Below are 26,151 nucleotides of genomic sequence, written 5' to 3' on the forward strand. Positions count from 1 at the left end.
ACGAGTGAGCACTCTCACCGAGAACGGGCGGATGCCGCAGGTCACCCCTGCGGCATCCGCCCCGCCCCTGCGCAAGGAGGCGCTCTGGCGTCGCCGCGACCGCCTGTGGGGCTACGTCTTCGTCGGCCCTCAGATGATCGGCATGGGGCTGTTCGTCGTGCTGCCGTTCGCCGCCAGCCTGGTGCTCGCGTTCGCGGACTGGGACGGTCTGACCGACCTCACCTGGGTGGGTTTCGCCAACTTCGCCGATCAGCTGACCGACCCGCTCCTCGGTCGCGCGATCCTCAACACGCTCATCATCGCGATCGTCACGGTGCCGATCGGCCTCGGACTCTCGGTGATCGTCGCCGTCGCGCTCGAGAAGCTCAAGACGCGCACGCTCTACCTGATCCTGTTCTTCGCCCCGGTCGTGACCTCCACGGTCGCGGTGGCGATGATCTGGCAGCAGATGTTCCGCTCCGACGGGCTGCTGTCGACGACGATCTCGAAGGTCTTCGGGGTCACCCCGCCCGATTGGCTGCAGGACCCGAAGCTCGCCCTCCTCGCTGTCTGCATCGTCACCATCTGGTCGTCGATGGGCCTCAACGTCGTGATCTTCCTCGCCGGGCTGCAGAACATCTCCCCCTCGGTGATCGAGGCCGCCCGCATCGACGGCGCAGGGCCCTGGAGGCTGTTCACGAGCATCCGCCTGCCGCTGCTCTCCCCGATCGTGTTCTTCTCGTCGGTGGTCGCCTTCATCTCCTCCCTGCAGACGTTCGACACGGTCTACGTGCTGGTGCAGGACGCCGGCCCCGACAACGCGACCCGCACCATCGTCTATCACATCTTCGATCTGGGCTTCGGGCGCTTTGAGTTCGGTCCGTCGAGTGCCGCGAGCATCATCCTGCTGCTGCTGACGCTCGTCATCACCGCGGTGCAGTTCGGCGCGCAGAAGAAGTTCGTCCACTACGAGGATGACCCCGCATGAGCATTCAGACTCCTCCGCTGACCGGCCCCGCTCCGGCGACCGACTCCACCATCGCCATCACCGCGCCCGGATACCGCTCGCGCGGGCGGGGAGGCCCCTCCGTCGATCGCGCGCGCCGCCGGTTCGGGTCGACCCTGCTGCACGTGGTGCTCGTGGTGGCAGGGATCGGCATGGTGTTCCCGTTCGTCTGGATGCTGCTGACCTCGTTCAAGACCCTGCCGCAGCTGCTGAAGAACCCGCTGCAGTTCCTCCCTGATCCCTGGACCTTCGAGAACTACACGCAGGCCTGGAACGCGGTCCCGTTCGGTCAGGCGTACCTGAACAGCGCGTACATCGCGATCCTCGTGGTGGTCGGCACGCTGCTCACGGCGTCGATGGCGGGATATGCGTTCGCGCGGATCCGGTTCCGCGGCAGCAAGGTGCTCTTCATCGTCTTCCTCGCGACGCAGATGATCCCGAAGCAGGTGACGCTGATCCCGTTCTATCTGCTGATGTCGAACCTCGGCTGGGTCGACTCGCACCTCGCGCTGATCGTGCCCGGCATCATGGCGAACCCCTTCGCGGTGTTCCTGATGCGGCAGTTCGTGCTCGCCCTGCCACGGGAACTGGAAGAGGCGGCCATCGTCGACGGCGCCGGCCGCTGGCGCATCTTCTGGAGCGTCGTGCTCCCGAACCTCAAGCCCGGTCTCGCGGCGCTCAGCATCATCGTGGCACTCGACGTGTGGAACGCCTTCCTGTTCCCGCTCGTTCTGTTGAACTCGCCCGACCTGTTCACTGTGCCGCTCCTCCTGAACGCTTTCGAGGGCCAGCAGGGCTCCATCAACTACGGACTCGTGATGGCGGCTTCCGCGATCGCGACCGTGCCGATGCTGATCGTGTTCGTGATCGGTCAGCGCAAGATCCTCAACAGCATGGCCGCCTCGGGACTCGGAGGGCGATGATGACGGATGCCGCCGCGCTCGCCGGGCGCCGCCTCGACCTCGTGTCCGCGCCCTTCACGCTGCCGCGCTCGCGCGTGCTGGTGTTCCGCGCCGACGACGGCGAGGGCGTGCGCGTGCACACCTCGGAGTACGAGCGACGGCTGTCGGACTGCCGGGTGCTGGATGCGCTGACCGTGATCGGCGCCGGGGGCGAGGTGCTTCCGGTGACCGACGTGCATCCTGCGCGAGTGACGTTCGGCGCTGCTGCCGCGACGCTGACCTTCGCCGATCCGTCGACGCTGAGCCTCGGGGGAGAACCGGGGGCGCGGGTGCGGCTGCGGCGTCCGGACGGTCATGTCGAGGAGTATCTGCTCGGCGACGGCATCCGGCTGCACGTCGCCGCGGATCGTGCCGTCGCGGTGGAGAGCGGAGACCACTGCGCAGCGCTCGCCGCGACCGAGGCGATCTGGGCCGACTGGTTCGCGAAGTGCCCGAGCGTGCGCGAGGATCTGCAGGAGATGACGGCGTTGTGCTGGTGGGTGCTCGGCGCGAACATCGTCGAGCTGCCGTCGCTGGGCGATGCCAGGGCGATCGTGCCGTCGAAGATCGGCTACGTCGGTCTCTGGCAGTGGGATGCCTACTTCATCGCCGTCGGCCTGCGGCACGGCGACCCCGAGCTCGCTCGTGAGCAGCTTGATATCGCCTTCCGGTTCCCGCAGCCCGACGGGCAGCTGCCCGATGTCGTGCACGAGCTCGGAGTGCTGGCTACCAGCGACGACCTTCCCGAGAGCGACCGCGCGAACCTGCGTCGTGCCGGATCGCAGATCGCCGATCCGAGTGCGCCCGTGCCCCTGACCAAGCCGCCGCTCGCCGCGTGGGCGCTGCGCAAGGTGCTCGAGGTCGAGGATGCTCCCGACTATGCGCGTACGCAGCTGGCCCGCATCGTGCGCTCGCAGGACTGGTGGTTCGCCGGGAGTGACCTCGACCACGACGGGATGCCCGAGTACGGGCATCCGTACTCCTCCGGGCTCGACGACAGCCCGATCTTCGACGGTCCCCTGCCGACCGCGGCTCCAGACCTCGGCGCCTACCTCGTGCAGCAGGATCGGGAGCTCGCCTCCCTGCTGGTGAAGTACGAGCCGGATGCCGACGTGGAGCGGTTTCGTGCGCGGGCCGAGACCACGCAGGAGCTGCTGCTGCGCATGTGGGATCCCGAGCGGAGCCGGTTCCTCGCCTTCGGCGGCGGAGAGCCGCAGCTCAGCGACACCGTCGTCGGGCTGATGCCGCTGCTCACGGGCACGTTGCCGGCTCCCATCGCCGCGGCGCTGCGTCAGGCCGTCGACGACCCCGAGCGCTTCGCCCTGCCCTGGGGGCTGCCGACCGTCGCGGCCTCCGATCCCGATTTCTCGGAGGAGCGCATGTGGCGCGGACCGGTGTGGGTCAACACGAGCATGCTCGTCGCCGAGGGGCTGGAGGCGTCGGGGCATCCCGAGCGCGCGCGGGAGCTGCGTGAGCAGACCGTGGCCCTGGTGATCCACGGCGGGGGCCCGCACGAGTACTTCAATCCGCAGACGGGCCAGAAGGCCCGCACCGCCACCACCGCCTTCGGCTGGTCGGCCGCGCTGTTCATCGACCTGGCGGTCAGGCTGAGCGCCTGACGGCTACTCCGCAGGTGGAGTCCCGTCGGCAGACGTCTCGGAGGACATGCGGAGGTCTTTGTTCCGTTCAGGCCGCCTCCGCGCGGCCAGCACCAGCAGGATCGCACCGGTGACGGTCAGCGCGATGTTCACGATGAGGTACGAGGCTCCCTCGGCGCCACCTGCACGGACGACGGAGAACGATGTCAGCGAGCCGATGCCGGCGAGGGTGATCGCTGTGAAACCGAAGACCCGCAATGCCGATTTTCTCGTCATGTCGCTCCCCTCCCTGTGTCCCGAGGATAACCTGCCGCGACCCGCTGCGCGAAACGCAGCAGCTGATCGTGCAGGTCCTCATCCGCGTCGAGGACTTGGTGCCCCGCACCCGACGCGATCGTGACTTCCACGTCGGCACCGGTCTCGCGAAGATGCATGGCCATCTCCTCTCCGAGTTCAGCAGCTTCCGCTAGCGCCGGGAGGCCGGCGAACCTGGCGCTGCCCGTGGACCAGGAACTCACGGGACGTGAGCTCGAGGTCGTCGAACACCTCGCCCAGGGCCTCCCGAACAGCGAGATCGCGCGAGAGCTATGCATCGGAGAGCGCACCGTGAAAGCTCATCTGAGCAGCATCATGACGAAATGGGAGTCGCGCGATCGCGTGCAGGTGCTGATCAAGGCCAGCCGAATGGGAATCGTTACCATCTGATGCGCGTAATCCGGCGACCCGGGTTCTACGCCGTGAAGTACGAGCTCGTGGCGTTGTCGAGGATGCGCTGCATGCCGTGCATCCAGTTCAGCTTGAGGGCCTCGACGGCGCCGGGGATGTCGCCGTCGGCGAGGTGGCGGGCGATCTCGACGTGCTCGGCGGCGACGCGTTCGACCTTGACGTCTTCGGGCACGAGCAGCGACTCGTAGCGGTGGAACGAGCTGCGCACGTTGTCGATCACGGCCAGGAGCCGGGCGTTCGGGCAGGCCGACAGCATCACGCTGTGCCACTCGTCGTCCTTGGTGATGACGAGCTGATGCTCCACGAGCTCATCGGCGAAGGCGTCGGCCATCTCCTTGAGCCGTCCGCCGATGCGACGCAGCTCGTCGGGCGGGCTGAGCTCGATCGCGAGGCTCTCGAGCGCCGCCAGGACAGGGGCCAGATCGCGGAACTCGGAGGCGCTGAGCGGCACGAACCGGAAGCCCTTGCCGTTCTCGCTCTCGATCTGCCCCTCCGACTCGAGGGCGATGAGCGCCTCACGCAGGGGCGTGCGGCTCACGCCGAGTTCGGTGGCGAGCTGGACCTCGTTGATGCCCTCGCCGGGCTGCACGAGTCCGGCGCGCATGCGGTTCAGCAGCTCCTGCCGAACCTGCGAGCGCAGGTTCTTGCGTTCGATCGCCATGCGTCCCCTCTTCTGCCGCCTGCCCGTCAGCCTATGGGTTGACGGGCCTCGGACGACGTCCTAGTGTGTTGTATACAGAATACAGCTGATCCGGGATTCGCACCAGTGCACCGCCGGATCGGCCGGTGACGACTCAGAGAGGAGACTTCGTGCCCGCACCCGATGGCGACCAGCCCACCCGACGCGTCCGCCTCGATGCCCTCGCCTACGGTGGCGACTACAACCCCGACCAGTGGTCGGAAGAGACCTGGCACGAAGACATCCGTCTGATGCGCGAAGCCGGCGTGAACATGGTGAGCCTGCCGATCTTCAGCTGGCCCCAGCTGGAACCGGAGCCCGGCGTCTACGACTGGGCGTGGCTCGACCGCATCATCGAGCTGCTCTGGGAGGCGGGCATCGCGATCGACCTCGCCACAGCGACCGCGACCCCGCCGTCGTGGCTGCTGCGCGCTCATCCCGAGATGGCACCGTGGGATGCCGACGGTCACCGCCTGGAGTTCGGATCCCGTCAGACCTACTGCCCGTCGTCGCCGATCTGGCGGGAGAACGTCGCGCGGATGACCCGGGCGATGGCAGAACGGTACGGAGACCATCCGGGTCTCGCCATGTGGCACATCTCCAACGAGTACGGCGATCACACCTCGCGCTGCTGGTGCCCCGAGTCGGCACGGCACTTCCGTCGCTGGCTGCAGGACCGCTACGGCGACCTCGACGGACTGAACGAGGCGTGGGGCGTGAACGTGTGGGGTCAGCGCTACACGTCGTGGGAGCACATCGAGACGCCGAAGAAGGCGCCGGGGCCGGTCAACCCCACCAAGCTGCTCGACTTCGAGCGCTTCTCGTCCGACGCCCTGCTGGAGCTCTTCCAGGTCGAGATCGACGTGCTGCGCGAGGTCACACCCGACATCGCGGTGACCACGAACTTCATGAGCATGTTCCGCGACCTGGACTACTGGGACTTCGCCGCTGTCGAAGACGTCGTGACCGATGACGCCTACCCCGAGCCCGCCGACCCGACCTCGCATGTCGGCGCGGCCCTCAACTACGGCCTCATGCGCTCGCTCAAGGGCGGGCAGCCGTGGCTGCTGCTGGAATCCTCGGCCAGTGCGACCAGCTGGCGCGACGTGAACGTGCCCAAGGCGCCGGGCAAGATCCGCATCGAGAGCCTGCAGGCGGTCGCGCACGGCTCCGACGCCGTGATGTTCTTCCAGTGGCGTCAGGCCAAGTACGGCCAGGAGAAGTTCCACTCCTCGATGCTCGGTCATCGCGGAGAGCGCTCGCGCAGCTTCCGGGAGACCAAGGCGCTGGGCAACGAGCTGAAGAAGCTCGAACCCGTGCGCGGCACCCGGGTGCGCTCGCGCGTGGCGCTGGTGGTGGACTGGGACTCGTGGTGGGGCACCAGCGCCGTCGAGTCGCTGCCCTCGCAGCGTCTGCAGTGGGCGCAGCAGGCCCGAGCCTGGCACCGGGCGCTGTACACGCTCGGCCAGCCGGTGGACGCCGTCAGGGCGACCGGTCCCTTCGACGCGTACGACGTGGTCGTGGTGCCGAACCTCTACATCGTGGAGCAGCCGCAGGCCGACGCGCTGCGGGCCTTCGTCGAGCGCGGAGGGCACCTCGTGGTCGGACCGTTCTCCGGTGTGGTCGACGCCACCGAGAAGGTGCACGACGGCGGAGCGCCGGGACCGCTGCGCGACCTGCTGGGCGTCGAGGTCGACGAGCAGTGGCCGATCGCCGACGGTCTGACCGAGAGCATCGACTACGCGGGCGACACCCTGACCGTGCCGTCGTGGAGCGAGTGGCTCGAGGCCGACGACGACGTGGAGGTGCGCGGCACCTATGCGAGCGGCGAGCTCGACGGCCTGCCCGCGGTGACCCGTCGCACGGCGGGGGCGGGCTCGGCCTGGTACGTCAGCGCGATGTTCGACCCTGAGGGCCTGCTCCCGGTCTTCCGTGATGTGCTGCGCACGGCTGGCGTTCCCGCCCGCGCGCACACCGACGTCGAGGTCGAGGTCGTCACGCGCGCCGACGACACCACCGACTACACGTTCTATCTGAACCACGGACGCTCCCCTGTCGCGTTCGAGATCCCGACCCCGGGCGTCGACCTGCTCACCGGCATCCGTCACGCGGATCGGCTCGAGCTCGACCGCTACGGAGTCGCCGTCCTCGCCGCGCCCCGCGCCGCATCCATCCCCTTCGCCACCCCGATCGCGTCTTCGCGTGACACGTCCCTGAGCAACAACGATGAGAAGGAGGACGCATGACCGCCCCGTTCGTGCATCCGTACATCCCCAACACCGCCCCGGAGTCTCGAGCGGCGATGCTCGCAGCCGTCGGTGCCGCGTCGGTCGACGAGTTCTACGCCGACATCCCGGCATCGCTGCGGCTGAGCCGTCCGCTCGACCTTCCAGCCCCGTTCGTGGCCGAGCAGGACCTCGCCCGCCACGTGCGGGGGCTGCTCGCCAAGAACCGTTCGACCGCGGAGCGGCTGAGCTTCCTCGGCGCGGGCACCTACAACCACTATGTGCCGGCGGTCGTCGACGAGGTCATCGGGCGCAGCGAGTTCCTGACCGCCTACGCCGGTGAGCCCTACGAGGACCACGGCCGGTTCCAGGCGCTGTTCCAGTACCAGTCGCTGATGGCCGAGCTGCTCGAGATGGACGTCGTGAACGTGCCGACCTACGACGGCTACCAGGCCACGGCGACGGGCCTGACGATGTCGGGGCGCCTCACCGGCCGCGGCCGGGTGCTGGTCGTCAGCGACGTGCTCCCCGCGAAGCTCGCGAAGGTGCACGACTACGTGCGCGCGCACCTCACGCTCGATCACGTGCCGACCGTCGGCGGCACGGCCGACGTGGCCGCCGTCCGTGCGGCACTGGGCGATGACGTGGCCGCGGTCTGGGTCGAGACGCCCAGCGCCACGGGAGCGGTCGAGGCCGCGCTGTCGGAGATCGCGGATGCCGCGCACGCGGCGGGCGCCGTGGTCGTCGTCGGCACCGACCCGATCGGCTACGGGGTGCTCACCCCTCCCGCGGTGGCCGGAGCCGATATCGTCACCGGTGACATCCAGTCCCTCGGCCTGCACCAGTGGTTCGGCGGCGCCCACGGCGGCTTCATCGCCGTGCACGACGATCCGACCTTCGTGATGGAGATGCCGTCGCGGCTGTTCGGGCTCGCCACCACCGATGTGCCCGGCGAGTACGGCTTCGGAGACGTGGCCTACGACCGCACCTCGTTCGCCCATCGCGAGGACGGGAAGGAGTGGGTCGGCACGGCCGCGGCCCTCTGGGGCATCGCTGCCGGGGTCTACCTCGCACTCATGGGACCTGCCGGCATGGCCGAGCTCGGCGAGGTGCTCCTCGCCCGCACACGGTACGCGCAGCAGGCGCTCGCCGCGGTGCCCGGTGTCGCGCTCGACGACGATGCCGTTCATCTGCGGGAATTCACGGTGACGACCGCCGACGTCACGGCGCAGGCGGTCGTCACCGCGCTGCGCGCCCGCGGCATCGAACCCGGGGTGGTCGTGGACGAGCACCGCCTGCTCGTCTGCGTCACCGAACTCACCTCCCAGGCCGACATCGACACTCTGGCGGGCGCACTCGCCGAGGTCACGGCATCCGATCTCTTCGCGAAGGAGCAGAACCGATGAGCCTCCCCGTCGCCCCGAAGCCGGCGCTGCGCCGCTTCCAGCAGGCTCGCTGGGACGAGCCGATCATCTTCGAGCTGACCACGCCCGGCGAGCGCGGCGTGCTGGTCTCGCAGGTCGAGCCCGGCGTGCGCGAGGCGGTGGGCGACGTGGTCGCCGCACTCCCCGCCTCCCTGCGCCGTGCGTCGAAGCCGAAGCTGCCCGAGATGGGGCAGATGCGTGTGCTCAAGCACTATCTGCGTCTGTCGCAGGAGAACCTCGGCGCCGACTTCAACGTCGACATCGGGCAGGGCACCTGCACCATGAAGTACGCGCCGAAGATCAACGACCAGCTCGCGAACACCCCGCAGCTCACCGCGATGCATCCGCACCAGGATCCGGCCGACGCACAGGGTGTGCTCGAGATCGTCTGGCAGCTCGAGCGCATGCTCGCCGAGATCTCCGGCATGGACGAGGTCTCGCTGCACACGCAGGGCGGGTCGGCCGCGATCTGGGCGAACATCGCCATGATCCGCGCCTTCCACGAGGCCAACGGCGAGGGCGAGCAGCGCCGCGAGGTCATCACAACAATCTTCAGCCACCCCTCGAACGCGGCCGCCGCGAAGGCCGCGGGCTACGAGGTCATCACCGTGTATCCCGACGCCGAGGGCTACCCCTCGCTCGACGCGCTGAAGGCGGCACTGTCGCCCCGTACCGCGGCGATCATGGTCACCAACCCCGAGGACACCGGCATCTACAACCCGGCGATCCGGGAGTGGGTGGATGCCGCGCACGCGGTCGGGGCCCTCGCCTCGTACGACCAGGCCAACGCGAACGGCATCCTCGGGGTCACGCGAGCCCGCGATGCCGGCTTCGACGTGTGCCACTTCAACCTGCACAAGACCTTCGGCACCCCGCACGGCAGCGGCGGACCCGGATCGGGCGCGAACGCCGTGAGTGCGGCGCTGGCCCCCTTCCTGCCGGGGCCGCGGGTGGTGCGCGACGATGACGGGACCTTCGCGGTCGCCGAGGGCGGAGAGCTCTCGATCGGTGCGGTCGGGCCGTTCTTCGGCGTCATCCCCGCCCTCGTGAAGGCCTACTCGTGGATCATGGCGCTCGGAGCCGAGGGGCTGCTGGCCGCGGCCGAGACCGCCGTGCTGAACAACAACTACCTGATGGCTCGCGTTCTCGGGATTCCCGGAGCCTCGGCCCCGTACGCCACCGGCCGCCGTCGCATCGAGCAGGTGCGCTATTCGTGGGAGGAGCTGTACCAGGAGACCGGCATCTCGTCGGAGGAGATCGGCGTGCGCATGACCGACTTCGGCATGCACTACTGGACCAGCCACCACCCCTACGTGGTGCCGCAGCCCTTCACGCTCGAACCGACCGAGTCGTACTCGATGGCCGAGCTCGACGAGTACGCGGCCACCCTGGCCGAAGTGGCGCGAGAGGCGCGCGAGACCCCCGAGGTGGTGCGCACCGCCCCGCACAACCAGACCGTGCACCACACACACCACGACGATCTGGACGACCCCGAACGGTGGGCGATCACGTGGCGCGCGTACCAGCGGAAGTACTTCCCCGCGGAGTCTGTCGCGTCGTGATCGGCCTCGTCGTCAACCCTGTCGCCGGAGTCGGCGGGCCTGCGGGCCTCGCCGGCTCCGACGGCGCGGACGTGCAGCGCCTCGCCCTCGCGCGCGGCGCCCGTTCGCGCGTGCAGGAGCGGGCGGTCCTCGCCCTGACGACGCTCGCCGAACGGCATCCCGGGCTCGTGGTGGCGACCGCCGCCGGTGCGATGGGCGCCGACGCCGTGCGCGCGGCCGGTCTGGTTCCGCGTGTCGTGGCTCCCGCGCCCGGTGTCGAGCGGAGCGAGACGGAGGCGGGGGACACCTCGCATGCGGTGGCGGCGCTCGCCGCGGACGGCGTCGACCTGATCCTCGTGGTCGGCGGTGACGGGACGCTGCGGGATGCGGTCGCGGGTCTCGAAGTGGCCGAGCATCCGTCGGGAGCCGGAACGGATGTCGGGAGACACGCCGAAAGATCCGCACCCGGGGGCATGGACGCCCGACAGGTGCACGCGGATGCCGAGCACGCCGATACGCGGATGCCCGCCGTGCTCGGGGTGCCGGCCGGAGTGAAGATGTACTCGCCCGTGTTCGCCGTCAGCCCGCGGGCGGCGGGGGCGATCGCCGCGGACTGGATCGACCTGGGAGGGCTTCCCACCGACGAGCGCGAGGTGCTCGACATCGACGAGGCCGCGATGCGGCGCGCCCGCGTCGACCCCACGCTGTACGGCATGCTGCGGGTGCCGTACCGGAGCGGCCGCACCCAGGCGCGCAAGGCGCCGACACCCGTGACCGAGGCGGCGGCGGTCGAGGCGGCGGCCCGTGGCGCCGTGGCCCGCATGCTCCCGGGCGTCCGCTATCTGCTCGGTCCCGGCGGCACGACCGCCGAGATCTCCCGGCAGCTGGGCGTCGAGGGATCCCCGCTCGGAGTCGATGTCGTGCTCGACGGCACGGTCGTCGTCTGCGGCGCGAGCGAGCAGGAACTCCTCGCCGCGATCGACCAGGGCCCCGCTCAGGCCGTGGTCACTGTGATCGGCGGCCAGGGATTCCTGCTCGGGCGCGGCAACCAGCAGCTCTCGGCTGCCGTCCTGCGTGCTCTCGGCGACGACCCGCTCCTCGTCGTCGCCCCCGAGCAGAAGCTCATCGATCTGCACGGCCGCCCGCTCCTCGTCGACACCGGCGACCCGGAACTGGATGCGAGACTCGCCGGACACATGCGCATCGTCACCGGCTCGGGTACCAGCAGCCTGTACGCCGTGAGCGCCCCCGAACTGATCCCCTGACTGCGTCTGACATCTTCTGAACGAACCCGAAAGGACACCCCATGCGTCTCGAGAACAAGAAGGCCATCGTCACCGGCGGTGCCGGCGGCATCGGTCGTGCCACCTCGCTCGCGCTCGCCGCCGAGGGCGCGGCCGTCGCTGTCGTCGACCTGAACGCGGAGGCGGCAGAGGCCGTCGCGCAGGAGATCCGTGCCGCGGGTGGCACCGCCATCGCGATCGCGGCCGACGTGGCGAGCGAGTCCGACATCGAACGCGTCGTCGCCACTTCTCTCCAGGAGCTCGGCGGAGTGAACGTCGTCTTCAACAACGCGGGGATCATCCGTCGCACCACGGCGGTCGAGACGACCGTCGAGGAGTGGGATCGCGTGTTCGGCGTGAACGTGCGCTCGATCTTCCTGATGTGCAAGCACATCGTGCCGATCATGGAGGCGGCGGGCGGTGGCTCGATCATCAACACCGGATCGGGCTGGGGCCTCAAGGGCGGCGGCCAGGCCCTCTCGTACTGCGCCTCGAAGGGGGCGGTCGTGAACATGACGCGTGCACTCGCGATCGACCACGGCCCTGCCGGCATCCGGGTGAACTCGGTCAACCCTGGCGACGTGAACACCGGGATGCTGCGCGACGAGGCCCGTCAGCTCGCGCAGGACACCGACGCCTTCCTCGCCGAAGCCGCCGATCGTCCGCTGCGACGGATGGGCGAGCCGAGCGAGGTCGCGCAGGCCGTGGTCTGGCTCGCGAGCGACGACTCCTCGTACGTCACGGGGTCGGCACTCGTCGTGGACGGCGGCGGGATCGCGTAGCTGCGGTGAGCCCGCGCACTCCGTCGAGTGCGCGGGCTCTCGACGTCGCGCCGTGTGCTCGACGACCGGCTCATGTGCCCCGCGGGCGCGGTCGGGCGTACCCCCAGGACACTCGCGTAAAATCAGCACAATGACCGACGCCCCCTCCGACGCTGCACCCGACCTCGGACCGGGCGTCGACCCCGACGATCTCGCCACGACTCTTCGCGTACTCGCCGAGCTGCACCAGATCGACAACGAGCATCCGGACTTCGTCGCCGTGCGCCATGCGACCGCGGCGATGTTCAAGGCCGTCAAGCGGGTGCGCCGCAAGGAGATCCGCGATGCGATCGCCGAGGCCGACAAGGCCGTGGTCGCCCGCACCGCCACCGGAGCGCCCGACCGCATCGACGACGAGACCCGCGGCAACGACCTCGCCACGAGCGTGATCGACGCCCCGATCGCGGGCGAGCTGCTCAAGCCCCGCAACTGCTACATCTGCAAGCAGCCCTACACGCAGGTGGATGCGTTCTACCACCAGCTCTGCCCGGACTGCGCCCGCTTCAGCCACGGCAAGCGCAACGCCCGTACCGACCTCACCGGCAAGCGCGCCCTGCTCACGGGTGGCCGCGCCAAGATCGGCATGCACATCGCGCTGCGGCTGCTGCGCGACGGGGCGCACACCACGATCACCACCCGATTCCCGCGCGACGCCGTCCGTCGCTTCTCTGCTCTGCCCGACTCGGCGGACTGGCTGCACCGTCTGCGCGTCGTCGGCATCGACCTGCGCGATCCCGCCCAGGTGATCGGCCTCGCCGACTCGGTCGCGGCCCAGGGTCCGCTCGACATCCTGATCAACAACGCCGCGCAGACCGTGCGCCGCTCGCCGGGCGCGTACTCGCTGCTGGCGGATGCCGAGCTGCAGCCGCTTCCCGACGGTCCGCTGCCCGAGATGGAGACCTTCGGTCACACGGCCGATCCGCACCCGCAGGCGCTGCAGGCATCCGTCGACGCGCATCCGCTGCTCTCGGTCGCGGCCCTCGGCGGCACGGTCGCCGAGCAGGGCGGCCAGGCGCTCACGGCCGAAGACCTCGCACGCCTCGCGATGGCCCCCGGATCCTCGTCGCTGGAGAAGCACGCCGACGGCACCGCGATCGACGCCGGCGGCCTCGTGCCCGACGTGAACCGCGTGAACAGCTGGGTGCAGTCGATCGAGCAGGTCGATCCGCTCGAGATGCTCGAGGTGCAGCTCGCCAACACCACGGCACCGTTCCTGCTCATCAGCCGTCTGCGCGCGTCGATGGCTGCCTCGGATTCGCACCGCAAGTACGTGGTGAACGTCTCGGCCATGGAGGGGCAGTTCTCCCGCCGCTACAAGGGGCCAGGCCACCCGCACACGAACATGGCCAAAGCCGCGCTCAACATGCTCACGCGCACCAGCGCGGGTGAGATGCTCGAGAAGGACGGCATCCTGATGACCGCCGTCGATACCGGGTGGATCACCGACGAGCGTCCGCACTACACGAAGGTGCGGCTGGCGGAAGAGGGCTTCCACGCCCCGCTCGACCTCGTCGACGGCGCCGCCCGCGTGTACGACCCGATCGTGCGCGGCGAGGCCGGCGAAGACATCCACGGCGTGTTCCTCAAGGACTACGAGCCCAGCCCCTGGTGAGCTCGCGCTCCCGTATCGGTTCATCCGTCGGGAGAAAGGGCGGATGTCGGGCCGAAGATCCCCATCTGCTCCGGCATCCGGAAGATCTTCCGACATCTGAACCGGGACGGGGACGGCAGCCTGGTCAGGCGGAAGGCTCGACCGGGTACGGATGCGGCAGCCACACCGTCACGATCAGGCCGCCGTCCGTCCGCGGGGTGAGCACCAGCGTGCCCCCGTGGGCCTGCGTGATGCGGTCGACGATCGCGAGACCGAGTCCCGCCCCGGCATGGTCGTCGCTGCGGGTGCGCTCGGCACCGCGCTGGAAGGGTTCGATGAGCGTCGCCACGCGGTGCGCCGGCAGCAGCTCGCCGGTGTTCTCCACGACCAGTGCGACGGCGTGGGGCATCGAGTGCGTTCGCACGGCGACGGCTCCGCCCGACGGCAGGTTGTGCACGATCGCGTTGAGCACGAGGTTCGTGACCAGCTGCGGCAGCAGCGTGGAGGAGCCGAGTACAGGGGCCGGGGCACCGCCCACCTCCACGGCGACGCCGCGACGGTCGGCGAGCGGCACCAGCGCCTCGACCGCTCCTTCCGCGAGGAGCGACAGATCCACGATCTCGCGGGTGAACGCGCGACGGTCCGCCCGGCTGAGCAGCAGCAGCGCTTCGGTGAGTTCGATCGCGCGGGCGTTGACCTCCTGCAGGCGGGCGATCAGCGCATCGACGTCGCGCTCGGGGTCATCGCGGGCGACCTCGAGCAGCGTCTGCGAGATCGCGAGAGGGGTGCGCAGCTCGTGCGAGGCATTGGCGGCGAACCGCTGCTGCTCGGCGACGTGGGCCTCTAGCTGCTCGAGCATCGAGTCGAAGACGTCGGCGAGGTCGCGGAACTCGTCGCGGGGGCCGGGGAGGGCGATCCGGTGCGAGAGCGACCCCTGCGCCGCCAGCCGCGCCGCGTCGCCGATGCGCTCGAGAGGCGCCAGCATTCGACCGGCGAGCAACCAGCCGCCGCCGAGTCCCAGGGCGAGCAGTACCACCATGACGACCGAGGCGACTGGCACGAACGCCCTGATCAGGTCGGAGCGGTTCGGCACCCGGAAGTCGATGTAGGGGATCTGCACGTCCGGTACGTAGCGCAGCAGATACAGGCCCACGGCGGCGAGAAGCAGCAACCCCGACACCAGCACGACAGCCGCATAGCTGAGCGTGAGCTTCAGGCGGGCGCTCATGCCGGGGCGCCTACGCATCGGCGTCCGTCCCGATCCGGTATCCGACACCCGGCACGGTGAGGATCAGCCATGGTTCCCCCAGGCGCTTGCGCAGCGAGGAGACCGTGATGCGCACGGCGTTCGTGAACGGGTCGGCGTTCTCGTCCCAGGCGCGCTCCAGCAGCTCCTCGGCGCTGACCACCCCGCCCTCGGCATCGACCAGCACCTCCAGCACGGCGAACTGCTTGCGGGTCAACGCCACATAGCGGTCGTCGCGGTACACCTCGCGGCGGAAGGGGTCGAGTCGGAGCCCCGCGACCTCCAGCACGGGCGGCCGGCTGCGCTGTCGTCGGCGGTCGAGGGCGCGCAGTCGCAGCACGAGCTCGCGCAGTTCGAACGGCTTCGTGAGGTAGTCGTCGGCGCCGATCTCGAAGCCGGTCGCCTTGTCGTCGAGGCGGTCGGCGGCGGTGAGCATCAGGATCGGGATGCCGCTGCCGGAGGCCACGATCCACCGGGCGATGTCGTCGCCGGAAGGGCCGGGAACATCGCGGTCGAGCACGGCGAGGTCGTAGGAGTTGATGCTCAGCAGCTCGAGGGCGGTGTCGCCGTCGCCCGCGATGTCGGCGGCGATCGCTTCCAGGCGCAGCCCATCGCGTACCGCCTCGGCGAGGTAGGGCTCGTCCTCGACGATCAGTACACGCATGGCTGCGATCCTACGCAGTGCGGCATATCGGCAGCGTATGCAAAAGCGCATACGCCCTGGCAACCGGCCCTCTTCTTCACTGGGAGCATGAACACCCGCACCACCCCTCTTCCGCTCCGAGCGCGCCGTCGCCGCAGGGTCATCATCACCGCGATCGCGTTCGCCGCCGCCGTGATCCTCGCGATCGCGGTGCAGCAGTCGCTGTCCGTGGCCTTCGCCGACGCCACGCATTCGGACCCATCGCCCGCGTCCACCCCCGTTCCGACCGGAGACATCACCGGATCCGTCATCGCCCCGAGCGAGGCCGACGGGGTGATCCGCGACGACGACAAGCCCACGGTCTTCGAGGTGGACAGAGTCGCCGTGGGTAACCTCGACCCCGCCCTGCTCGAGGCGCTGCAGCGCGCAGCATCCGATGCGGAGCGCGACGGCGTCACCTTCCGGGTGAACAGCGGATGGCGCTCGCCCGCACTCCAGGAGCGGATGCTGCAGGACGCGATCATCCAGTACGGATCCGAGAACGAGGCGCGCCGCTGGGTGGCCACCCCCGAGACCTCGGAGCACGTGACGGGCGGTGCCGTCGACCTCGGCCCCTGGTCGGCGCTCGACTGGCTCGCGCAGCGCGGTTCGCGCTACGGACTCTGCCAGATCTACGCCAACGAGTCCTGGCACTACGAGCTGCGCCCGGAGGCCGTCGACGACGGATGCCCCGAGATGCTCGCCGACCCGACCGCCGACCCGAGGACGAAGCGATGACCACTCTGCTCGCCACCGAACCCGTGACCTTCTCGCGCCTGCACGCGCCGACACTGTGCACCCTGCCCGATGCCGTCGCCGAGAACCTGAGGCGCGTGCGAGCCGTGACCGTCGTGCCGATCATGGCCGTGGTGAAGGCCGACGGCTATGGACACGGGGCCGTCACCGTCGCGAGAGCCGCGGTCGCCGCCGGCGCCGACTGGCTGGGGGTGACCGACGTCGCCGAGGCGGTCGCGCTCCGCGAGGCCGGACTCGACGTGCCGATCCTGTCGTGGTTGAACCCGTCGGGCGTCGATGCCGAAGCCGCCGCCGCGCACCGCATCGACATCGCGATCGGCTCGGTCGAAGAGCTGCGCCAGCTGATCGCCGACGCCGCGGAGCCGGTGCGCGTGCATCTGCATCTCGACACCGGCATGGCGCGGGGAGGGTGCCCTCTCGACGACTGGTCCGAGCTGTTCCGACTCGCGCGCTCCGGACGGGGCAGGGTCGAGGTCGTCGGGCTGATGGGTCACCTGCCACGAGCGGACGAGGCCGATCCCACGGCGAACGCGGCTGCGGTGCTGCGCATGCGGCAGGGACGCGATGCCATGCTGCGCGCCGGTCTGGGCCCTGTGCTCGTGCACCTCGCCGCGACATCCGGCGCCCTGACCGACCCCGCCACGCACTTCGGTATGGTGCGGATCGGCGCGGGGCTGGTCGGCATCGACCCCTCGGAGACGACCGCGCTGGTCGGTGCGTCGCGCTGGACGGCGCCCGTCGTGCACAGTGCTCTCGTGCCGGCGGGGACGGCCGTCGGCTACGGCGGCACCCACCTCACCGCTCGGGAGACGCATCTGGCCGTCGTCGGCGTCGGATACGCCGACGGTGTCCCGCGCGAGCTCGCGGTCGGCGCGGGGGTGGCGATCGGCGGGGTGCGGCATCCGATCGTCGGGAGGGTGTCGATGGATCAGATCGTGGTCGATACGGGCGCCGCGCTGTTGCCTCGGGGTGCGGTCGCGACGGTGTTCGGACCCGACGGAGGGGCCGTGCCCTCGGTGCAGGAATGGGCGCGGTGGGCGGGGACCATCCCGCACACGGTCGTCACCGGGATCGGGGCGCGAGTGCGCAGGAGCATCGCATGACGACGAAGGTGCTGGTCGTCGGCGGCGGGCAGAACGCCGAGCACGAGGTGTCGCTGGCGTCTGCTGCCGCGGTCGCCGCCGCCCTGCGGATGGGCGATCACGAGGTGACGTGCGTGACCATCGACCGCGACGGGATCTGGCGCGTCGACGGTCGCCCGAACGGGGGATCGCCTGCCGAGTCGCTGGCGCTGGCGCTTCCGCTGCTCACACGGACCGATGTCGTCTTCCCCGCGGTGCACGGTGCCCTGGGCGAAGACGGCGCTCTCGCGGCGCTGTGCGCGCTCGCCGGAGTGCGTGTGGTGGGTTCGGGGCTGCGCGCCGGGGCCATCGGCATGGACAAGTGGACGACGAAGCTGGTGGCGGATGCCGTCGGGCTCGGAACCGCGCGCGGTCGTCTCGTCTCGGCCGACGACATCGGCGACGTGGAGTTCGAGGGCGAGATCGTGGTGAAGCCGGTGTCGGCCGGGTCGAGCCACGGCGTGAGTCTTGTGACGCGCGAGGAGGATCTGCTCGCCGCGCTGCACGAGGCCGCGCGCTTCGACCGCCGGATCCTGGTCGAAGAGGTCGTGCGGGGGCGCGAGATCGACGTGGCGGTGCTGCGTGAGAAGGGCGGCATCCGCTGGGCGGCACCGCCCCTCGAGATCCATGCGACGGGACTGTTCGACACGGCCACGAAGTACGACGGCAGCGCGCGGTTCACGGTTCCGGCGCAGCTCGATGCGGCCGAGGTGGCCGCGCTCAAGCGGGCGGCGATCGCGGTGTTCGACGCCCTCGGATGCGACGGCGTCGCACGGATGGACTTCTTCCTGACCGATCGGGGCCCGGTGCTGAACGAGGTCAACACGATGCCAGGTCTGACGGCTGCGTCGCAGGTGCCGCGGATGTTCGCGGCGGCGGGCGTGACCTACGTCGACCTGGTGGCGCGGCTCGTACGCGCGGCGTCGTGACGGCGTCTCCTGCGCACCGCGTCGGATGGCCCGATGTCGCGAAGGGCATCTGCATCATCCTGGTGGTGCTCTGGCATGTGGTGACCAAGCATGCGATCGATGTGGCGGGCGCCGGTCCCGTGACCGACGCCTGGGCGATGCTGAACGCCCAGCTGCTGCCGTTGCGGATCCCGCTGTTCTTCCTGGTCTCCGGGATGTTCGCCGCACGGGCCGTGCTCGCCGACGACGGGCACTCGTGGCGACGACGGGCGGCACGGCTCTCGCTGCTCTACGTCGTCTGGGTGCTCATCCAGACGTTCGTGCTCGCCCTCGCGCCCGACTTCGACACGGCGCGGGCGACCGACGGGTGGGAGCTGCTCGCGCAGCTGACCATCAGCCCGACGAACCTCTGGTATCTGCTTGCGCTCGCCGTATACCTGGCGATCGGTCGGCTGACCCGCGCCCTGCCGACCGCCGTGGTGCTGTCGGTCGCCTTCGTGGTCGCGGCGGCCGCCGGGGCCGGAGTCATCCCCGATCTCGGCAACCTGTGGCAGCTGGTGCAGAACCTGTTCTTCTTCCTCGTGGGGCTGCGGCTGCGTGCGGTCGTCGAACGCTTCGCGAAGAGCGTCGGGGTGTGGCGCACGCTCGCGCTCGCGGCCGTGTACGTCGCGGCGCTGGCGCTCGTGGCAGGCCTCGCCATCCGCCTGCTGCCGGGAGTGTGGCCCGCGCTCGCGCTGATCGCGGTGGCGTTCGGGGTGTCGCTCAGCGTGCTCCTCGATCGGCGGGTGGGAGTGATCGCGCGACCGTTGCGCTGGATCGGACAGCGCACCCTGCCGATCTACGTGCTGCACATGATGCCGCTCGCGCTCATCGATGCGGGGCTGGATGCTGCGGGAGGGAGGACGACGCCGGTGCTCGAAGCCATCGGCCCCATCGTGCTGACGGCGGCCGTGATCGTGATCTGCCTGGGCGTGCATGCGCTGCTGATGCGCTGCGGGCTCGGGGTACTGTTCGACCCCTTGCAGGCGACCGACCGCCTGGTGCCGCGACTGCGCCGATGAAGGGCGCCGATGAAGGGCCTCGACAATCGGCGGAGGACGGCGGATGCTGGAACCATGGCGGCCTTCACAGCGGACAACGCATTCAGCGGATTCAGCGTCGACGACATCGACGCGGCGGAAGAGTTCTACGGCACGGCCCTCGGGCTCGATGTCGAGCGCAACGCGATGGGCTTCCTCGATCTGCGGCTGCCGAGCGGCGGGTCGATCCTCGTCTACTCGAAGCCGAACCACACGCCGGCGAGCTTCACGATCCTGAACTTCCCTGTGGCGGATGTCGATGCCGCGGTCGACGAGCTCATCGCCCGGGGCGTGCAGACCAAGATCTACAGCGACGAGGAGTTCCCCTCCGATGAGCGCGGTATCGTCCGCGGCAACGGTCGCGGCCCGGACATCGCGTGGTTCCGCGACCCGGCCGGCAATGTGCTCGCTGTCATGCAGGCCTGACGACGAACTCAGAGGGGACGGCACCCCGGAGACCGAGGTCCCCGGGGCGCCGTCGTGCGGCCGTGCGGATCAGTCGAAGACCGCGTCGGGGTAGAGCTCCTCGGCGATCAGCCGCACCGCCGATACGTTGCCGAGCGTGCCGGGGAACAGGTCGGTCGAGGGCACCGCGATCAGTCGCCCGTCGCGCACGGCGGGCATGTCGGGGAAGGTCGCTGCGAGGTACGAGCGGACAGCGGCCTCGTGCGCGGAGTCGGTCACCGCGAACACGAGTGCATCGGGTGCTTCGGCGGCGAGGGATTCCGGGGTGATCTCGGCGGCGAAGAAGTCGGCGAATGCGGGGTCGTCCGGTGTGAAGACGTTGTCGGCGCCGGCGCGCTGCAGGATGTCGTACTCGATGCCGGCGCCGATCGCGGTGAGGGTCGTCCCCTCCACGAAGACCTGCGCGACGCGCGGGCGGTCCTGCCCCTCGATCGCGGTGTCGACGGTGGCGAGCTCGGCCTGGGACGACGCGATCAGGTCGTTCGCCTCCTTCTCGACCTGGAAGATCGCGCCGAGGTTGTCGAGGTCGATGAAGAGGTCGTCGACGGTGCCCTCCATGCGGCGGTCGAAGCATCCGCCGGTCGCGGTGTACGCGGCGACACCGGCGTCTGCGAGCTGCTCGATGCTGGCGAAGCCCTGCTCAGCGGTGAACTCGTAGGTGGTGGGCGAGTACACGAAGTCGGGTTCGACGGCGAGCAGTTCCTCACGGCTCGGCGGGGAGTCTCCGCCGATGACCGGCACCTCGGCCGCCATGCCCGCGACGTCGGCCGGCAGCTTCTGGGCCGTGGCCTGCGCTTGACCGACGAGTGAATCGGCGAGACCGAGGCGCAGCAGCAGCTCGGTCTGCGACGGGTGCAGCCCGACGACGGCGGTCGGCGTGGTCGGGATCTCGACCGTGCGGCCGCAGTTCTCGATCGTGATCGCCTCGCCGGCGGAGTCGGGTGCGGATCCGGCGGAGACGCCGCCGCCGCATCCGGTGAGGGCAATCGCGCCCAGTCCGACGGTGACGGCGGCGAGCAGACGGGTGGTTCGGGTACGGGGTGTCATTCTTCTTCTCCTTGGTAGGGGTGTGGGTTCAGGTGTCGAGCGGATCAGCCGGCGGACTGTCGCGGATGGAACGTCATCGCCCGCGCCCCGGTGTCGACCTCGATGGCGACGCGGGCGGTGACGTGGAAGACCTCGTCGACGAGCGTGGGGGTGAGCACGGTGTCGGGCGGACCGAAGGCGACGAGCCTGCCCTCGTCGAGCACGGCGACGTCGTCGCAGAACGCCGCGGCGATGTTGAGGTCGTGCAGGGCCGCGATCACGGTCGTGCCGAGTCCGCTCACGACGCGCATCAGGTCGAGCTGGTGCGCGATGTCGAGGTGGTTGGTCGGTTCGTCCAGCACGAGGATCTCGCCGCTCTGCGCGAGCGCACGGGCGAGCATCACCCGCTGGCGCTGACCACCCGAGAGCCGTCGCACCAGGCGGTCGCCGAGGTCGTGCACGTCGGCGGTGCGCAGGGCCTCGTCGACGATGCGCTGATCCTCCGCGGTGTCCCGGCTGAAAGGCGGACGATGCGGCGAACGGCCCACGAGCACGGTCTCCCGCACGGTCAGATCGAACTCGGACGGGGAGTCCTGCAGCATGACCGACACGGTGCGCGCGAGTGTGCGCGGGGCCAGCTGCGACACGTCGGCGCCGTCGATCAGGACGCGTCCGGCGTGCGGACGCTGACCCGTGAAGAGCGCGCGCAGGAGCGTGGACTTGCCGCTGCCGTTGGGGCCGAGGAGTCCCACGATGCGCCCGGTGCCGACCTCGAGGTCGATGCCGTGCAGCACGGTGCGACCGCCGCGTGCGACGCTCACGTCGTCGAACAGCACGCTCATCGGTCGAACCCCGCCCGCTCGCCGCCGCTGCGCATCAGCCACAGGAAGAACGGAGCCCCGACGAACGCGGTGAGGATCCCGAGGGGGATCTCGGTCGGCATCGCGACCGTGCGGGCGAGCAGATCGGCGACCATGAGGAACAGCGCGCCGCCGAGGACCGTGATCGGCAGCATCCGCCGATGATCCGAGCCGACGAGGAGTCGGGCCATGTGCGGCACGACGAGGCCGACGAAGCCGATGCCGCCGCTCACGGCGACGATCGCACCGGTCAGGAGCGAGGCGAGCACGAGCAGCAGACCGCGCAGCCGGGTCGTGCGCACGCCCACCGCCATCGCGGATTCGTCGCCCGCGAGCAGCGCGTTCATCGACCGCGAGAGCCCGAACACGGCGATGCAGGCGATCGCGAGCGCGACCGCGGGGATCAGCAGCGACGACATGTCGGCGGCCGACACGCTGCCGAGCAGGAAGAACATCACGCTGACGACGTTCTGGGCGTCGGTGGTGAGCGTGAGGTAGCTGGTCACGGCACTCAGCAGGGCGCCGAGTGCGACACCGGCGAGGATCATCCTGGTCGGCGACAGCTCTCCGCGGATGCGCGCGAGCATGGCGACGAGGATGCAGGCGAACATAGCGCCCACGAAGGCCGCCCCGCTCATCGTGAGGCCGAGGAACGTGGCCCCGCCCGAGACGATCACCAGTACAGCGCCGACACTCGCCCCGGACGAGACGCCGAGGATGTACGGCTCGGCGAGCGGGTTGCGCACGACGGCCTGCATCATCGCCCCGGCGAGAGCGAGCCCTGCGCCCGAGAGCGCGGCCAGGAGCGATCGCGGCACCCGGAACTGCCACACGGCCTGGTCCTGCAACGGGGTGAGCGTGCCATCGGACATCCAGGGCATGCCGGGGATCAGATGGCCGATCACGATCTTCGCGGCGTCGAGGGGGGAGACGGCGACGGGCCCGGTGGCCGCGGAGAGCACGAGGACGAGCACGGCGAGCACGGCGATGGTCGTCACGGTAGGGCCGACCGGCAGCATCCGGCGGCCTCCGCTCCGGGCCCGGCGGCGCTCGCCGCCTCGGCGCCGGGGGAAGCGGATGCGCCGTTCGCGCCGTTCGACGAGGGTGGCGGTCGATGCGCTCACAGGGAGGCTCCGTTCGGGGCGTCGGAGGGCATGGCGGTCGTGACCTCGGCCGCGAAGTCGAGCACGGTGAGACCGAGCGCGTGCAGGGCAGCGGATTCGTTCGCGCCGTGCCCTGCTCCGGCGGCCGTCCAGAGGCGGGCCGAGCCGCCCGCCTGCTGCAGCGCCTCGACCATCCGGTGCGTGTCTCGGGCAAGCACCCGGGTGTCCTCACCGAGCACGACACCGAGGTAGGAGGGGATCGGAGTCCCGACCGGGAGTGCTTCGGCCTGAGCGAGGGGAGAGAGGGTGCGGAGGCGAGCGCGTGATCCCGGGGTGCCGTCATCGCCGAACTCGGCTCGCCAGCGCGCCCCGAGCGGATGATCGTCCAGGGCGAGCAGGTCGAGGGGAGCGGCGGTGGTCACGAAGCCCGCGCACAGCTCCGGATGCTCGATCGCGCACCTGGCCGCGATGACCCCGCCCAGGGAGGCCCCGGCGAGCACGAGCAGATCGGGGCGGGTGATCCCGGCCGCGATGAGTCCGCGTGCGACGTCGGCGAGGTCGGCGATCGTGCGATGCTTGCGGGCGCCGTGGCCCGCTTCACGCCAGGCCCTTCCGCGCTCGCCGCCACCGCGGAGCTGCGCGGAGGCGTAGGCGCCGCCGAAGGCGACCCATGCGGGCACGGTGGGTTCGAACAGCGGGAGATGGGGCACGCCGAAGCCGCCGTAGCAGGTCAGGATCAGCGGCACCGGGCCCTCTGCGCCCGGCGGAGCGGTCACGTGGACGGTCAGGGTCGCGCCGTCGTCGGCGGGCAGATCGTGGCGCACGGTGGCACCGAGGGTCTCCGCGGGAGAGGGAGCGATCGTGGCGTTCTCCTTCGTGCGCTCGACGATCCGCGGTGGGGTGAGCGGCCCTTCGACGCCCAGGTGCAGCACACCGTCGTCGAACCCGATCGCCGTCGTCGTGAGGGTGTCGGTGCTGGCCGAGTCCGCTTCGGAGCGTTCGATCTCGACGCCGTCGACCAGGTCGACGAGCACGCTGCGCCCGTCGGCGACGGCGAGCACGATGACACGGTCCCCGTGCGCTGCGACATCGACGATCTGCGCGTCGGGATCGCTCCAGCGCCAGAGCAGGCCGTGCTTCGCGTCGCCGTCGACGCCTGCACCGTCGTTCGCCACGGCATCGAGCCCGCCGTCGTGCCACACCAGCACGCCGGCGTCGAGCGGTGCGGCGCGCAGGAGCGCGGGCCACCGTCCCAGAAGGGTCCCGGTGGCCCGGTCGGTCAGCGTCGTGCCTCGGGAACCCGAGCTCAGGGCGCACAGTCCGCTCTTCCCGCCCGGGAACAGCCGCAGTCGCGCCTCGGACTCGAGGGGGACCGCCCGTCGTGTATCCGTCTCGAGGTCGAGGGTCACGAGCATTCGGTCGCGGCTCGAGACGACGTCGAGGCTCCGCGAGTCCGCTGCCCACACCACGGTGTCGTAGCGCAGGCGGATGTCGGGATGCAGGCGCAGCGTGCCGGCGGCGACGTCGACGATGCCGAACACGGCGTTCTCGTCGGCGGAGGGTGCCCACTCGACGGCGACGAGTCGGCGGTCGGGGGAGGGGAAGATCCGGTGCAGGTGGCCGTCGGGCTCGATCACGGTCGTGCCGTCGACGCGGTGGATGCCGCGGCGGGAGCGGTCGTCCGCTCTGCCCAGCGTGAAGCCGCCGACCGGCAGGCCCGGACGGCCGTGGCGCTCGGCGCGCGCGAGGGCGTCGTCGAGCAGGGATCGGTGCGCGCTCATCGCCCCACCAGGTCGTCGATGCGGTCGCCGCCACCCGCCCACAGCAGGTGTCCGCCCTCGTCGAGCGGGGTGGGCAGCTCGATCGTGGAGATGCCCTCATCGTCGAGGAGGAGGATCGTGCCGTCTCCCCCGCTGGTGACCGCGATCGTTCGGGTCCTGGGATCGATCGTGAGGGAGCGGCGCTGCGCGGGACGACCATCGACGCCGTCCCACGGCAGCTGTCCTGCGCGGGGCGGGTGTGTCATCGCCGGGATCGGAGTGATCCGCGAGACGCGCGCCTGTGCACGATCGATCACCACCACGACATCGCCGTCGGGGTGGATCACGCACACCGCCGCGATGCCCGTGGCGAGTGCGAACCGGAAGGCGAGTCCCGGTGGCAACGGCACGGAACGGGTCGCTCCCGACGCGAGGTCGATCTCGACGAAGGTGTTGGTCCACTCCGGCCACGCTCCGGGGGAGGCCGGTCCGCCGCGGACGATGCCCGTGGCTCTTCCCGTGTCACCGGCGAGGCGCAGGTAGTACGCGCGTCCGGGGACGGGCCAGGGGACGATGCCGATGGCGCGGGGCAGCCCGGCGTCGACGACGAACCGTTCGAGGCCGCGGCTCGTCGCGATGCCGACGACACCGGAGCCCGGGTCCATCACGTCGCCGTGGCCGTCTGCGGCGAGGTCGTCGAGGAGGTGTCCGCGCAGAACCGGGGCGTGGGCTCCGACGTCGAGGGCTCTCGCCAGGGGCAGCGCCTCCACCGCGCCGGGCTCGCGATGGCGGAGCACGATCGTCGGTTCTCCAGAGGCCTGATCGGGGGCGAGCACGACCCCGGGTTCGCCCGTGCGCACCCGGAAGCGCACGGAGGAGTCGGTCGTGAGGTCGACGACCGACACCAGGTCGCTCCACGCCTCCTCGTTCATCCCCAGACCGGAGGTGACGACCACGTGGCGGCCGCTCGGATCGCAGGCGAGGTGCTCGGCGGGGATGGCGATCGGGATGCGCCGCACGGCGTCCGTGTCGCCGACAACCAGCGCGCCGCCGCGGTCGTCGGCGAAGGCCCAGCGCCCGGCTGCTCCGGTGGGCAGGCGGAGGAAGCCCGCGTGCTCGGCGAGCCAGCTGTCGGCGACCGCGACACGCCGGGAGCCGTCGTGGATCTCGTAGACGACTCCGGCCCGGTGATCAGCGGCGAGGAGGGGTGTGGAGGAGGACATGTCAGCGATCCTAGTAGATATTGAGAATCATTATCATTTAGGGTCGTCAGTGTTCACACATCGTGAACCCGCCCCGCACACCGCGGGACGGACCACCTCACTGAAGGA

Annotated in this window: 24 protein-coding genes; 15 read left to right on the plus strand and 9 right to left on the minus strand. The window is 70.3% G+C overall.

Going from position 1 to position 26,151, the window contains the following annotated elements:
• Positions 1 to 4 precede the first annotated feature (4 nt).
• Genes ASC55_RS12635 through ASC55_RS12645 form a run of 3 tightly spaced genes read left to right on the plus strand, consistent with a single transcriptional unit; the run spans position 5 to position 3,545 of the window.
• A complete protein-coding gene (locus ASC55_RS12635) occupies positions 5 to 967 on the plus strand; it encodes a carbohydrate ABC transporter permease (protein WP_017831191.1) in 963 nt (320 codons plus the stop codon).
• On the plus strand, positions 964 to 1,908 hold the full coding sequence (locus tag ASC55_RS12640) for a carbohydrate ABC transporter permease (RefSeq protein ID WP_017831192.1): 945 nt from the start codon (positions 964 to 966) through the stop codon (positions 1,906 to 1,908). The genes ASC55_RS12635 and ASC55_RS12640 overlap by 4 nt, the downstream gene beginning before the upstream one ends.
• Complete coding sequence (locus ASC55_RS12645) at positions 1,908 to 3,545, plus strand: amylo-alpha-1,6-glucosidase (protein WP_055876267.1); 1,638 nt, start codon at positions 1,908 to 1,910, stop codon at positions 3,543 to 3,545. Before ASC55_RS12640 ends, ASC55_RS12645 begins: the two co-directional genes overlap by 1 nt.
• Positions 3,546 to 3,548: 3 nt before the next feature.
• Here ASC55_RS12645 and ASC55_RS12650 read toward each other — a convergent pair whose 3' ends face one another.
• Positions 3,549 to 3,800: a hypothetical protein gene (locus tag ASC55_RS12650; protein ID WP_157559459.1), complete on the minus strand. Its 252-nt coding sequence runs from the start codon at positions 3,798 to 3,800 to the stop codon at positions 3,549 to 3,551.
• A 156-nt stretch (positions 3,801 to 3,956) separates the two neighbouring features.
• On the opposite strand from ASC55_RS12650, the gene ASC55_RS12655 reads away from it, so the two are divergent.
• Positions 3,957 to 4,229, plus strand: a complete 273-nt coding sequence (locus ASC55_RS12655) for a response regulator transcription factor (protein ID WP_082524353.1) — start codon at positions 3,957 to 3,959, stop codon at positions 4,227 to 4,229.
• A gap of 25 nt (positions 4,230 to 4,254) precedes the next feature.
• On the opposite strand, the gene ASC55_RS12660 is transcribed toward ASC55_RS12655, so the two are convergent.
• Positions 4,255 to 4,911 (minus strand): GntR family transcriptional regulator, encoded by a 657-nt coding sequence (locus tag ASC55_RS12660; RefSeq protein WP_055869235.1) that lies wholly within the window; start codon positions 4,909 to 4,911, stop codon positions 4,255 to 4,257.
• Between the two features lie 149 nt (positions 4,912 to 5,060).
• Here ASC55_RS12660 and ASC55_RS12665 point away from each other — a divergent pair, with 149 nt between their 5' ends.
• The 6 genes from ASC55_RS12665 (at position 5,061) to ASC55_RS12690 (ending at position 13,835) form a co-directional block, all read left to right on the plus strand.
• The gene (locus tag ASC55_RS12665; RefSeq protein WP_055876277.1) at positions 5,061 to 7,175 is read left to right on the plus strand and encodes a beta-galactosidase; all 2,115 of its coding nucleotides are present in this window, start codon (positions 5,061 to 5,063) and stop codon (positions 7,173 to 7,175) included.
• A complete protein-coding gene (gene gcvPA / locus ASC55_RS12670; protein ID WP_055876280.1) occupies positions 7,172 to 8,560 on the plus strand; it encodes an aminomethyl-transferring glycine dehydrogenase subunit GcvPA in 1,389 nt (462 codons plus the stop codon). The genes ASC55_RS12665 and gcvPA overlap by 4 nt, the downstream gene beginning before the upstream one ends.
• Positions 8,557 to 10,140, plus strand: coding sequence for an aminomethyl-transferring glycine dehydrogenase subunit GcvPB (gene gcvPB, locus ASC55_RS12675; protein WP_055876283.1), 1,584 nt, complete (start codon positions 8,557 to 8,559; stop codon positions 10,138 to 10,140). Before gcvPA ends, gcvPB begins: the two co-directional genes overlap by 4 nt.
• Entirely contained in the window at positions 10,137 to 11,384 is a 1,248-nt protein-coding gene (locus ASC55_RS12680; protein ID WP_055876287.1) for an ATP-NAD kinase family protein, read from the plus strand. Before gcvPB ends, ASC55_RS12680 begins: the two co-directional genes overlap by 4 nt.
• 41 nt (positions 11,385 to 11,425) lie before the next feature.
• On the plus strand, positions 11,426 to 12,184 hold the full coding sequence (locus tag ASC55_RS12685) for an SDR family NAD(P)-dependent oxidoreductase (RefSeq protein WP_055876290.1): 759 nt from the start codon (positions 11,426 to 11,428) through the stop codon (positions 12,182 to 12,184).
• A gap of 130 nt (positions 12,185 to 12,314) precedes the next feature.
• Positions 12,315 to 13,835: an SDR family NAD(P)-dependent oxidoreductase gene (locus tag ASC55_RS12690; RefSeq protein ID WP_055876293.1), complete on the plus strand. Its 1,521-nt coding sequence runs from the start codon at positions 12,315 to 12,317 to the stop codon at positions 13,833 to 13,835.
• A gap of 124 nt (positions 13,836 to 13,959) precedes the next feature.
• Here the strand turns inward: ASC55_RS12690 and ASC55_RS12695 are convergent, their stop codons facing one another.
• Positions 13,960 to 15,042: a sensor histidine kinase gene (locus tag ASC55_RS12695; RefSeq protein ID WP_055876296.1), complete on the minus strand. Its 1,083-nt coding sequence runs from the start codon at positions 15,040 to 15,042 to the stop codon at positions 13,960 to 13,962.
• A gap of 10 nt (positions 15,043 to 15,052) precedes the next feature.
• Positions 15,053 to 15,724 carry a response regulator transcription factor gene (locus ASC55_RS12700; RefSeq protein WP_028503005.1) on the minus strand — a complete coding sequence of 224 codons (672 nt, stop codon included), beginning with the start codon at positions 15,722 to 15,724 and terminating at the stop codon, positions 15,053 to 15,055.
• An 87-nt stretch (positions 15,725 to 15,811) separates the two neighbouring features.
• On the opposite strand from ASC55_RS12700, the gene ASC55_RS12705 reads away from it, so the two are divergent.
• From ASC55_RS12705 to ASC55_RS12725, 5 genes are read left to right on the plus strand one after another with little or no spacing between them, the layout of a single operon-like run.
• Entirely contained in the window at positions 15,812 to 16,480 is a 669-nt protein-coding gene (locus ASC55_RS12705; RefSeq protein WP_055869243.1) for a M15 family metallopeptidase, read from the plus strand.
• Positions 16,477 to 17,601: an alanine racemase gene (gene alr / locus ASC55_RS12710; protein WP_055876299.1), complete on the plus strand. Its 1,125-nt coding sequence runs from the start codon at positions 16,477 to 16,479 to the stop codon at positions 17,599 to 17,601. The genes ASC55_RS12705 and alr overlap by 4 nt, the downstream gene beginning before the upstream one ends.
• Entirely contained in the window at positions 17,598 to 18,548 is a 951-nt protein-coding gene (locus tag ASC55_RS12715; RefSeq protein WP_017831208.1) for a D-alanine--D-alanine ligase family protein, read from the plus strand. The genes alr and ASC55_RS12715 overlap by 4 nt, the downstream gene beginning before the upstream one ends.
• Complete coding sequence (locus tag ASC55_RS12720; protein WP_055876302.1) at positions 18,545 to 19,588, plus strand: acyltransferase family protein; 1,044 nt, start codon at positions 18,545 to 18,547, stop codon at positions 19,586 to 19,588. The genes ASC55_RS12715 and ASC55_RS12720 overlap by 4 nt, the downstream gene beginning before the upstream one ends.
• 54 nt (positions 19,589 to 19,642) lie before the next feature.
• Positions 19,643 to 20,032 (plus strand): VOC family protein, encoded by a 390-nt coding sequence (locus ASC55_RS12725; protein ID WP_029260102.1) that lies wholly within the window; start codon positions 19,643 to 19,645, stop codon positions 20,030 to 20,032.
• 69 nt (positions 20,033 to 20,101) lie between these two features.
• On the opposite strand, the gene ASC55_RS12730 is transcribed toward ASC55_RS12725, so the two are convergent.
• The 5 genes from ASC55_RS12730 to ASC55_RS12750 are packed head-to-tail and all read right to left on the minus strand — an operon-like array spanning position 20,102 to position 26,043.
• Positions 20,102 to 21,118 (minus strand): ABC transporter substrate-binding protein, encoded by a 1,017-nt coding sequence (locus ASC55_RS12730; protein ID WP_082524355.1) that lies wholly within the window; start codon positions 21,116 to 21,118, stop codon positions 20,102 to 20,104.
• 44 nt (positions 21,119 to 21,162) lie between these two features.
• On the minus strand, positions 21,163 to 21,939 hold the full coding sequence (locus ASC55_RS12735; RefSeq protein WP_055869249.1) for an ABC transporter ATP-binding protein: 777 nt from the start codon (positions 21,937 to 21,939) through the stop codon (positions 21,163 to 21,165).
• Positions 21,936 to 23,081, minus strand: a complete 1,146-nt coding sequence (locus ASC55_RS12740) for a FecCD family ABC transporter permease (RefSeq protein WP_200935181.1) — start codon at positions 23,079 to 23,081, stop codon at positions 21,936 to 21,938. Before ASC55_RS12740 ends, ASC55_RS12735 begins: the two co-directional genes overlap by 4 nt.
• A complete protein-coding gene (locus ASC55_RS12745; protein WP_082524356.1) occupies positions 23,078 to 24,841 on the minus strand; it encodes a prolyl oligopeptidase family serine peptidase in 1,764 nt (587 codons plus the stop codon). The genes ASC55_RS12740 and ASC55_RS12745 overlap by 4 nt, the downstream gene beginning before the upstream one ends.
• Entirely contained in the window at positions 24,838 to 26,043 is a 1,206-nt protein-coding gene (locus ASC55_RS12750; RefSeq protein ID WP_055876311.1) for a hypothetical protein, read from the minus strand. The genes ASC55_RS12745 and ASC55_RS12750 overlap by 4 nt, the downstream gene beginning before the upstream one ends.
• Positions 26,044 to 26,151: the final 108 nt, after the last annotated feature.

Source organism: Microbacterium sp. Root322 (assembly GCF_001425645.1).
Lineage (GTDB): Bacteria > Actinomycetota > Actinomycetes > Actinomycetales > Microbacteriaceae > Microbacterium > Microbacterium maritypicum.

Excerpts from the sequence above, each read along its gene's own strand:
- ASC55_RS12640 (WP_017831192.1), top strand. The coding sequence starts at position 964 with ATGAGCATTCAGACTCCTCCGCTGACCGGCCCCGCTCCGGCGACCGAC.
- ASC55_RS12745 (WP_082524356.1), bottom strand. The coding sequence starts at position 24,841 with ATGAGCGCGCACCGATCCCTGCTCGACGACGCCCTCGCGCGCGCCGAG.
- ASC55_RS12645 (WP_055876267.1), top strand. The coding sequence starts at position 1,908 with ATGACGGATGCCGCCGCGCTCGCCGGGCGCCGCCTCGACCTCGTGTCC.
- ASC55_RS12735 (WP_055869249.1), bottom strand. The coding sequence starts at position 21,939 with ATGAGCGTGCTGTTCGACGACGTGAGCGTCGCACGCGGCGGTCGCACC.
- ASC55_RS12650 (WP_157559459.1), bottom strand. The coding sequence starts at position 3,800 with ATGACGAGAAAATCGGCATTGCGGGTCTTCGGTTTCACAGCGATCACC.
- ASC55_RS12695 (WP_055876296.1), bottom strand. The coding sequence starts at position 15,042 with ATGAGCGCCCGCCTGAAGCTCACGCTCAGCTATGCGGCTGTCGTGCTG.
- ASC55_RS12725 (WP_029260102.1), top strand. The coding sequence starts at position 19,643 with ATGGCGGCCTTCACAGCGGACAACGCATTCAGCGGATTCAGCGTCGAC.
- ASC55_RS12730 (WP_082524355.1), bottom strand. The coding sequence starts at position 21,118 with ATGACACCCCGTACCCGAACCACCCGTCTGCTCGCCGCCGTCACCGTC.
- alr (WP_055876299.1), top strand. The coding sequence starts at position 16,477 with ATGACCACTCTGCTCGCCACCGAACCCGTGACCTTCTCGCGCCTGCAC.
- gcvPA (WP_055876280.1), top strand. The coding sequence starts at position 7,172 with ATGACCGCCCCGTTCGTGCATCCGTACATCCCCAACACCGCCCCGGAG.
- ASC55_RS12700 (WP_028503005.1), bottom strand. The coding sequence starts at position 15,724 with ATGCGTGTACTGATCGTCGAGGACGAGCCCTACCTCGCCGAGGCGGTA.
- ASC55_RS12655 (WP_082524353.1), top strand. The coding sequence starts at position 3,957 with ATGGCCATCTCCTCTCCGAGTTCAGCAGCTTCCGCTAGCGCCGGGAGG.
- ASC55_RS12750 (WP_055876311.1), bottom strand. The coding sequence starts at position 26,043 with ATGTCCTCCTCCACACCCCTCCTCGCCGCTGATCACCGGGCCGGAGTC.
- ASC55_RS12705 (WP_055869243.1), top strand. The coding sequence starts at position 15,812 with ATGAACACCCGCACCACCCCTCTTCCGCTCCGAGCGCGCCGTCGCCGC.
- gcvPB (WP_055876283.1), top strand. The coding sequence starts at position 8,557 with ATGAGCCTCCCCGTCGCCCCGAAGCCGGCGCTGCGCCGCTTCCAGCAG.
- ASC55_RS12685 (WP_055876290.1), top strand. The coding sequence starts at position 11,426 with ATGCGTCTCGAGAACAAGAAGGCCATCGTCACCGGCGGTGCCGGCGGC.
- ASC55_RS12715 (WP_017831208.1), top strand. The coding sequence starts at position 17,598 with ATGACGACGAAGGTGCTGGTCGTCGGCGGCGGGCAGAACGCCGAGCAC.
- ASC55_RS12690 (WP_055876293.1), top strand. The coding sequence starts at position 12,315 with ATGACCGACGCCCCCTCCGACGCTGCACCCGACCTCGGACCGGGCGTC.
- ASC55_RS12660 (WP_055869235.1), bottom strand. The coding sequence starts at position 4,911 with ATGGCGATCGAACGCAAGAACCTGCGCTCGCAGGTTCGGCAGGAGCTG.